The 8758-nt window shown below is 33.5% G+C and carries 9 protein-coding genes; 5 read left to right on the top strand and 4 right to left on the bottom strand.

Annotated features, from left to right (window positions below; all coding sequences use genetic code 11):
- The first annotated feature begins 308 nt into the window (after nt 1–308).
- From RT445_RS12450 to RT445_RS12430, 5 genes are all read left to right on the top strand, one after another.
- Complete coding sequence (locus RT445_RS12450; RefSeq protein ID WP_312507636.1) at nt 309–746, top strand: RNA-binding protein; 438 nt, start codon at nt 309–311, stop codon at nt 744–746.
- A gap of 1201 nt (nt 747–1947) precedes the next feature.
- Complete coding sequence (locus RT445_RS12445; RefSeq protein WP_312507637.1) at nt 1948–2697, top strand: DUF3888 domain-containing protein; 750 nt, start codon at nt 1948–1950, stop codon at nt 2695–2697.
- A gap of 415 nt (nt 2698–3112) precedes the next feature.
- Nucleotides 3113–3619 (top strand): RNA polymerase sigma factor, encoded by a 507-nt coding sequence (locus tag RT445_RS12440; RefSeq protein ID WP_312507638.1) that lies wholly within the window; start codon nt 3113–3115, stop codon nt 3617–3619.
- Nucleotides 3612–4556, top strand: coding sequence for an anti sigma factor C-terminal domain-containing protein (locus RT445_RS12435; protein WP_312507639.1), 945 nt, complete (start codon nt 3612–3614; stop codon nt 4554–4556). Before RT445_RS12440 ends, RT445_RS12435 begins: the two co-directional genes overlap by 8 nt.
- A gap of 190 nt (nt 4557–4746) precedes the next feature.
- Nucleotides 4747–5028, top strand: coding sequence for a hypothetical protein (locus tag RT445_RS12430; RefSeq protein WP_312507640.1), 282 nt, complete (start codon nt 4747–4749; stop codon nt 5026–5028).
- Between the two features lie 340 nt (nt 5029–5368).
- On the opposite strand, the gene RT445_RS12425 is transcribed toward RT445_RS12430, so the two are convergent.
- The 4 genes from RT445_RS12425 to RT445_RS12410 all read right to left on the bottom strand — a co-directional run bounded on the left by RT445_RS12425 (nt 5369) and on the right by RT445_RS12410 (nt 8440).
- A complete protein-coding gene (locus tag RT445_RS12425; RefSeq protein ID WP_274796502.1) occupies nt 5369–7030 on the bottom strand; it encodes a b(o/a)3-type cytochrome-c oxidase subunit 1 in 1662 nt (553 codons plus the stop codon).
- Nucleotides 7017–7508 carry a cupredoxin domain-containing protein gene (locus tag RT445_RS12420; protein ID WP_036118325.1) on the bottom strand — a complete coding sequence of 164 codons (492 nt, stop codon included), beginning with the start codon at nt 7506–7508 and terminating at the stop codon, nt 7017–7019. Before RT445_RS12420 ends, RT445_RS12425 begins: the two co-directional genes overlap by 14 nt.
- 24 nt (nt 7509–7532) lie before the next feature.
- Nucleotides 7533–7655, bottom strand: coding sequence for a hypothetical protein (locus RT445_RS12415; protein WP_009370491.1), 123 nt, complete (start codon nt 7653–7655; stop codon nt 7533–7535).
- A gap of 326 nt (nt 7656–7981) precedes the next feature.
- The gene (locus tag RT445_RS12410; RefSeq protein ID WP_274797293.1) at nt 7982–8440 is read right to left on the bottom strand and encodes a chemotaxis protein CheX; all 459 of its coding nucleotides are present in this window, start codon (nt 8438–8440) and stop codon (nt 7982–7984) included.
- Between the last annotated feature and the right edge of the window lie 318 nt (nt 8441–8758).

Here is an 8758-nt window from a genome sequence, read left to right as displayed (position 1 = left end):
GGTTTCTGACAATTGTTTCTATCTTACTAAATATAGCACCTATACTTTTAGAACTAAAAAATAAAAAATAATTACTTATTGAAGTTTTTACAGGCTTACAACGTTAAGTACAAACATCCCCAAGCCACGCTTTGGGAAGGTTATACTTTAACTAACTTGGCAGTTTAGTGGAATAAGGATCTGTTAAAATAACTTGTATTTTGATATGGTTGAAATAAAACAATATGCATTTGAACTTAAAGGCAAACAAGGATTTATAAGAATTGAGTTAAAGGAAATAATATCAAAATTGATGAGAGGTTTTGGTTATGTATTTTAAATTGTTCAAAAAAAATCTTGCTATTATAATTGCTTTTTTGCTGCTTTTGTTAATGGGCTGTGAAATCCCCAAAAAATATGTAGAAGAAAATGTTGAAAATCATTTGGAAAACTACGGAATAAATAACTACAACATACTAAGTGCTAAAAATGATGGTGAGCGTGGTGAAAGTAAGTATGGTTATGTAGAAATCTATAAACCTTATCATGTAAATCTCACATTAGCCTTTAATCGAGAAACAAATCAATTTATTCCTAACGAAAGTGACGATGTTTATTTACAACTATTTAAAGAAGCATATATTCAACAACATCCCGAACTTATCGAGGCATCCAATCAGATTATCAAAAAATACCATTTAATGGATGAACCTTCAAAAAATTATTATCTTGATTTTAATATTGAAAATGGTCAAAAAAAAGGCTAATTGATGACCTTAGAAAGAAAGAAAAAATAGACACCAATTCATTATTACCATCACTAACAAACGATGAAAATGAATCGTTGTATCCTTTGAACAATGAGTCAGTTATTAATTTTCATTATAAGTTCAACGTTTACGAAAATAACAATACAATCCCGAAAGCCATTGATATTTTAAACGATTTTAAAGAAAGTAAAGTGTTGTATGAAGGGAAGTATTTTATAAATATACAGGTGGTATCTTACGAACAAAATTCAGTGACTTCTTTAGATGAAGATTATCCTGAAAACAATATTCTTTTTGTAGTCGGAAAGGATGGGGAAGTTAGAGATACAAGGACATTAAAACGTACCGGATGGCTAAAGTATACCGTAGTTCCATTCCCCTAGTATTGTAATGGCAACAGCCTCTCCGACCAGCACTATAAATAATTTTTGGACAGGATTTCTCTTCATTCAGGGAATACCACTTTTAATACTAATACTTGGAATCTTAAAATGGTTTATCATTGACAGAAGAAAAAATAAATAAGCATATAAATAGTATTAATTAATTAGTGTTAATAAAGACAAGTTTGTGAAGAAATCTCTACTTAAACTATATGTGTGCTTTTCTTGAAGATTATTGAGTTGCATAGGAGCAGCTCTTTTTTTCTTGAACTAACGAAGCCGGATAGTTAAATAACAATGTAGATATATACGGTGAATAACTATTAAATAAAAGTTTGGAGAGTGATTGTAAATGAGGATACTATTGGAGTTCATAAGAATGTTTTTTTTACTCATAATTTTTTATTTTATTTCAGGCAATATTATTGTTCGTACCTACCAAAAATTAGGGATGAAATATTCGAATACTTATGGAATAATGATGACAATCTCAATTTTAATTATATTTACTATTTTATATCGAAATAAACTACAATTTAGTGGATGGTATAAAGGTGATGTAAAAGACAAACTCTCAAAAACATTAACAAAATGGCTGATTACATTTGCACTACTATTATTGTTATCACCTCCTATCCTAAGCTTCTTATTCCAATAACGGGGTGCTTTAGTTCAATAACGATATTCAACAATCGGGCGCATTTCTTTAATAAGAAATGTGTCTTTTGCAGTTTAAGGGCCATATTGTTGAAGAATAATTAAATGATTTCTGGGGAAAGTACTTCTAAATTAACTCTAAATTAAAGGAGTATACGATGAAGAAAATCATTGGAATATTATCTTTTGTTTTTCTTACTATCTATTTTACTAATTATGACATGGTTACAGAAAAACTCTCGAATGAGGACTTATATAAAGATGCTTTGTTAACAACTTCAGGAAATCTTAATTCCCAAAGTGAGCAACCTGATTATAAGATCATATATGATACGTTGCTTACAACACTTTATCCATCCATAGAAAAGGAAATTATTAATTATTATGGTTACCTAAAGCAATATGGTTTATATGATGCTAAAATTTTGAGTATCAATAGGTATGGGGGTCAGTTTGACTTTATTGTTAAAGTCCAAGTCACAACCTTTGAACATGCACATAATCCCCCCAATGGTAAGGAAACAATGACTTTCAAAATAGACCCATTTGGTATTAAAACAATTAGCTTTCAACATAAGGGCGATAAATTAGAAAAGGACATAGATGAATTTTATAAAGCAACGCTTTCAGATATAAAACAGTCATTTAATTTGAATTTAGATCATTACACTGCTTACACATACAACCAATTGCAATACCAAGCAGAAGTAAATAATGAATTTAAATCCCTTTTTACTATTGCAGAAGAAATAGCAACCAACATATTGCTTCCTGAAAAAAAGTTGCCCAACAAAAATATTATTGACCCTGTTACCTTTTTAAAAGACGACTCAGGTTATATACTCTTCAAAAAGTCCGATGGTATAAATGTTAATTATAAAGTAGAAAAAAAGATGACAATTGGATAGTAACAGATAAAAATAGTATACAAGGTAAGAAAATGGATTATAGATTACCGTGGTATATATGGGAAAATAATAAACCTAAAGGTTAGTAGTTTTTTTATCATTTAAAAAGTATGTATAATGCTTCATTATTTGGTATTTAATGCTGGCATTCAAAATGGATTTTGCGAAATTGAAAGATATCCTTCTCCAATTGGTATTCAACTAAAGTAGCTATTCTTCAAAAGAAGAGTAGCTTTTTATTTTAGCAAAGAGAGTATTCTTGTATAAGAATTAGCCATTACATTAACTTAATTCAGTTTTTATTGTTCCTAAATCTAACACGAGTAATCCGTATTTTTGAAGTTTTTCCAGATTTGCTGTAAACCTTTTTACAAAAATAGACTCTTTATTAATGAAGACTTTGAAAGGAGGAGCTATGGATTCACATCTATTGTTGGATATATACAATAAACAAGCAAAAATGATTTATTTCTATTTAAAAAAGAACGGTTGTAGTCATGAAGATGCAGAAGATATTGTTCAAGAGAGTTATACGAAATTTATCGCTTATAGTAGTGGTGTTCCTTCAGAGAAAGCTCTTTCTTATATTTTTACCATTGCAATGAATGAATTTAAAAAGTGGTTAAAGAAAAAAGGGATAGAAAGGGCTATTTCTATTGATGATCATCGCTTCTGGAACAATTTTGCCAATGACCATAATACTGAATTGAGCGTTCTAACTATCGAAATGAATCAAGAAATTTCACTCGTTTTAGAACGCATACAAGAAATTTATAAGCAGCTCTTACTATTAAAATACGAGCTTGAACTTAGTTATAAAGAGATTGCTTTATTACTAGGGATGAAGGAAGAAACGATTAGGACATATTTATTTCGGGCAAGGAAAGAATTTCAAAAGAAGTGGAGGAATCTACATGGATGATTTTTCAGACGATCTTTATCTTTATGATGAAAAGAAAATCAAAAAGGCAGTGAGAAGAGGAAAAATAAAGATGATTATTATCACTATTTTTGTTTCTTTGGTGGTATTTGTTATCTTAAACATAGCTAATTTAGCTATTTCATCACATTTTAGCCAAAAGGCATTTAAGCATTGGGATGCTTTTGTCCGTCTCAGCACTCCTAATGGATACATAAGTGAAACTGTGGATTCGAGGGGGTTATTAGGTGGGATAAGCAACTATGAAATTTCAAAGGACTTTAAAATTAAATCGGTCGTTATAGAACAAAAACAATATTCATTTGGTCTAATCCCATCTGTTTTAATTTCAAGAAGTTCAGGTGGAAACGTGGGAAGTACAGGTGAAGATTGGCAATTTAGTTATAAAGAAAATGGTTGGAGAGAAATGCTGTTTTTCCACCCCAATGTACCTTATAAACAATATAAAGATGATAAACAGTTGATTAATGGTATACAGGGAGACAAAGTTTATGAGGTAGCACTTTCCTTTGATCAGCCTTACAAACCAAATGAAATTTTTATACAACTTCCTGAAATGACATGGTTTTGGATAGACACTTATAGTAGTGAACAGTTAAACGAGTTTCAAAAAGAGGCAAAAGAAAACGATTGGTCCTCAACATTTATTAGAGAAAAAGATGCACTAGGTTTCTCAATAAATACGCCTTATATTTCAATCCATGATTTAGAAGGTGAGTATAAACAATTTTTAGACTTACTGCAAATGAGTATTTCTCCTGATCACCAGAATGCTTTTAACAAGATGAAAGATATAAAGTTAGAGGATATAGAAATATTAGGGGTGGTCGTTTATGGAACGAAGGAAGAATTAAAAGAAATCCTTGAGAATCCTAACATTAAAGCTTCTTCACTTGGAGGAGTCATTGAAAATTATTAGGATAAAAGAAATAATATTGTTTTGCAATTTCGAGTATTCCACGATCGGGCGCATTTCTGAAATTAAGGAAAGCGACTTTATTCATGGAAAGGCCATATTATTAAATAACATTCTATAACGAAAGGTTTATGGGAACCATATACTTACAATTTATGTCTATATTGAAAAATGAAAGTATGATGGAGGTATTATGTGGTTAATATTAGGTCTTATTACGATAGTTATAACATTTATAAATCTTTATATGTATGGAACTGGCAAAGATTATAAATTGGCAATGGCATTGGGGTTATCATTTACAGCATTGACACTTTGTGCAGAACATAGCCTTGTATCTAATTGGATAATAGGTGAAGATTGGTCGGCTTTAAGGGAAGTACCTAATATGAATAAAGCGTTTTGGTTTCTGACAATTGTTTCTATCTTACTAAATATAGCACCTATACTTTTAGAACTTAAAAATAAAAAATAATTTAAATATACTAACATATACAAAATAACGTACCCAAACGCAATTTTGGAAACACATTAAAAAACATAAAATGAAAACTAGTTATTCTATTAAAGGGCAATTTTCTTAAGCAATGCATTGTTATGGAGCAAAGAAATTGTGAAGATTTTCACTTAAACTAAAGGAACAGGTAATTTCAATAAGGGTTTGCGGATCAAAACAATAGGAAGCGACAGTGGAAGGCTTAAATGCTAAGTACCTAGCAGGCTATTTACAAGAAAAGTATACAAATTTATCTGCTTTAAGATATAAAAAGGCGATTTCTCGTTGCAGAGAAATCGCCTTTTTCATGAAGAGATGTTTACCACAATTGATAGCCTTTAGAGCCAGCTGGTGAGTTTGAAATAATATCGATAATTGGTACTGTGTAAGCAAATAAAATTAAGGCTACTAAAATAACAAGCCATACTTTGAAATTTTCTAAAATGGCTGGTGTTGGACCGCTAAGTGCATGTACATCCCCTACAGGGAATTCTTCTTCACCTTTAGGCGCAAACCAAGCCAATTTCACCACAATGTATAGGATGACTAGAATGGCGATAAAGAGAATTGTTCCACCAACAGCTTGTGCGATTTGATATGGAATCCAATCATATGCCTGTGAAGCACCACCATATTCTGAGTAATCTGAGCGACGAGGCGCACCGATTAGTCCGGCAATATGCATAGCAGAAGACATAATGGTCATACCTGTAGCCCATAGGATACCAGCGAAATTACTAAGATTATTTAAAGATTTCGTTAACGTACGGCCAGTTAAATGTGGAATTAACCAGAAGGCCGCACCGAAGTAAGTTAAAACGACTGCTGTAGCAATGGTTAAGTGGAAATGGCCCGTTACCCAAATGGTATTATGGATTAATTGGTTCATTTGATAGGAGGCATTGACGATCCCGCCAGCACCACCAGGAATAAACGCCACCATACCGATAAATGGCACGAAGAAACGAGCATCTTTCCACGGTAATTTTTTAAACCAGCCGAACAGTCCTTTACCACCTAATTCACGACCACGTAATTCGAACATCGCAAACATCGAGAAGGCGGTCATAAGAGAAGGAACAATGACAGCGAATGTTAAAACAACTTGAATGAATTTCCAAGTCCCATCAATACCAGGCTCTGTTAACTGATGGTGAATCCCAACAGGTACAGAGAAAATTAAGAACAGCATAAAGGAAAGTCTTGCTAGAGAATCTGAGAAAATTTTCCCGCCAATTACTTTTGGAATAACGACGTACCAAACCATATACGCTGGTAGTAGCCAGAAGTATACAAGTGCATGACCGAAATACCAGAAAAGGGTACGGGATAATGCAACATCGACACGTTCAACTAAACCTAATGACCATGGCAACAGCTGAATTAAGACAGAAGCTGCTACACCAAGCGTTGCGACAAACCACATTAAATTATTGACAACCACCATAAACGATAATAAAGGACTGCGTTGTCCACTACCTTTATTTTCTTTGCGCCACTGTGCATAACGTAAAATTTGACCCGCGCCGCCAACCCAAGAACCAACCACGACTAATGTCAGGCCTAAATAGAAAATCCAATGCGCTTTTAGTGGTGCATAGAATGTATAAAGAACCGTTGCTTTATTCAATAAAACCATTGTTGCAGCAGCAGCTGTACCGATTGTCATTAACCAGAAACCGATCCATCCAAGTCTGCGCTGTCCATTTGTGAAAGTACCAGAAGTACGACTAACACTAGCGATTTGGAAGCCATAAATAAAGAATGTAGTTAAAATAAGACCAAGTAATACGCCGTGTACTGTTAATACTTGATAATAGCCAATGCCAGCTGGTAATGTAAATTGTCCAGAACGTACAAATACTTGTAATAAACCTGCTAGACCACCTAATAATAAAGCGATGAATGCCACGTAAATATGTGCCATGGCTAGCTTTGCATCGCGTCGATCTACTTTTGTCATTGAATTAGTGTGACTCATTTGAATCCACCACCTTTAGCATAGAGTGCATCATCGTATGTCCTGTACCACAATACTCATTACATACGATTAAAAACTCGCCTACCTTATTTACTTCTGTTACATATTCCGAAATATAGCCAGGCTCAAGCATCATGTTGATATTTGTACCTGCCACCTCAAAACCGTGCATAACATCCTCACTTGTTGCAATGAATTTCACCTTAGCACCAAGTGGTACCTCAATTTGTGGAGGATTATAATTAAATGCTGAGGCTACGACTACTACCTCATAATCCCAATCCTTTCCCTCTACTTTATGGACACCTGGATTATCAAAAGGTGCTGTCTCTTTTACTTTCTCGTAATCTAGTGTTTTTTTCCCATTGTTCGGATGGGAGCCTTGGTGAAATGCCCCGATACCGAGAATGATGAGGAATGCTACTAAAGTAGCAACTCCGAACACAAGCCAATACTTCTCATACTTATGTATGTGCATATGTTTCTGTCCCTTCTTCGTAAATTAAAACCGTCCAATGAATAAATCGAAGCAGTACACCCAAAGTAAAATGATGATAATGCCTACTCCAAAAACTGCATAGAGTGAACCTTTTAAATTCTCATCTGACTTCTTTTTGTTTGCCATTTTTGCTCCTCCTACGCTTTTTATTGTGGTGTTTCTTACTGACATCATATAAAAATCCATTTGATTTTGATGTGAAAAAAATCACACATCTAGAGGGTTTATGTGAAGAAAGTGTGAAGAATTGGGAAGAGAAAAAGACAAGCCATCTCAAAAGTCATTGAGATGGCTTGTCCGTTTATTGTATTTTGCTTAATTTTAGTAAAAACTATAGATTGGAAGGAGAGTGGGGGATTCCACAGACAAAAAACTAACTTGCAAATAACGAATATACATAAATGCAATAGGCTTCTGCATACAATGTCTTATTTGAAATAGATTCTAAGTTTCTATTCTTCTTCCTCAATCGTTAGTAGAACTGTTAGTGCACCAACACTTGGAACCGAGACTGGGAGAGCAAATGCTTTTTCAAAGCCGTATAATTTTGTGTTGCCCACCATCACCGTTGGCGGAGTGATATCAATTTCTAAGCTTTCTTGCCCAACAGCTGTACATAAATTTCCTGCAATCATGTTACCAAATTCCCCAGTAAAGGATTCTAGCATTTCTCCCTCCAAAGGCATACCGAACATAGTACTACCAATACCGCTAAAGACTTCAGGAGAGGAATCAATAATCACACGCCCCTTTACATCCCCAATTAAGCCAATTAAAACGCCCATTTGTTGCTGTTGAAAGGGTTCAGAAATAATACTAGGCGACTTTACTTCTATGTCCATAGGAAGAATGGATTTTAAAGCGTGAATTGTCCCGTTTAAAATAGTTTGAAAGTACTTCGAATTACTCATCATTACCGCATCCTTTTTCCGACTTTTCTACATCTTACCATGTAGAAAGGGTAAGATGAAAGTATGTCTTGACGAATTAACAGGAAATTTATAATATATTATTGAGAATGATTTTCAAATTCAGTGTAATGGTCTGAAAGCCTAATGAAAAAGATATTATTTAATATGAAAAGGAGCGGTCAGCAATGACATTCGTATTGATAGGAGCAGCTGTAGTGATTTATATTGGAGTTGGAAAATACGTCATGAAACAGGCGACTGCGCATTTAAAATAAGATTTAATACTATAACAATTTTTAGCATGGTTCGAGTAATCGG

The organism is Lysinibacillus sp., from assembly GCF_032093475.1.
Lineage (GTDB): Bacteria > Bacillota > Bacilli > Bacillales_A > Planococcaceae > Lysinibacillus > Lysinibacillus irui.
This window is presented reverse-complemented; position numbering and strand designations above follow the sequence as displayed.

Excerpts from the sequence above, each read along its gene's own strand:
- RT445_RS12450 (WP_312507636.1), top strand. The coding sequence starts at position 309 with ATGTATTTTAAATTGTTCAAAAAAAATCTTGCTATTATAATTGCTTTT.
- RT445_RS12445 (WP_312507637.1), top strand. The coding sequence starts at position 1,948 with ATGAAGAAAATCATTGGAATATTATCTTTTGTTTTTCTTACTATCTAT.
- RT445_RS12440 (WP_312507638.1), top strand. The coding sequence starts at position 3,113 with ATGGATTCACATCTATTGTTGGATATATACAATAAACAAGCAAAAATG.
- RT445_RS12435 (WP_312507639.1), top strand. The coding sequence starts at position 3,612 with ATGGATGATTTTTCAGACGATCTTTATCTTTATGATGAAAAGAAAATC.
- RT445_RS12430 (WP_312507640.1), top strand. The coding sequence starts at position 4,747 with ATGTGGTTAATATTAGGTCTTATTACGATAGTTATAACATTTATAAAT.
- RT445_RS12425 (WP_274796502.1), bottom strand. The coding sequence starts at position 7,030 with ATGAGTCACACTAATTCAATGACAAAAGTAGATCGACGCGATGCAAAG.
- RT445_RS12420 (WP_036118325.1), bottom strand. The coding sequence starts at position 7,508 with ATGCACATACATAAGTATGAGAAGTATTGGCTTGTGTTCGGAGTTGCT.
- RT445_RS12415 (WP_009370491.1), bottom strand. The coding sequence starts at position 7,655 with ATGGCAAACAAAAAGAAGTCAGATGAGAATTTAAAAGGTTCACTCTAT.
- RT445_RS12410 (WP_274797293.1), bottom strand. The coding sequence starts at position 8,440 with ATGAGTAATTCGAAGTACTTTCAAACTATTTTAAACGGGACAATTCAC.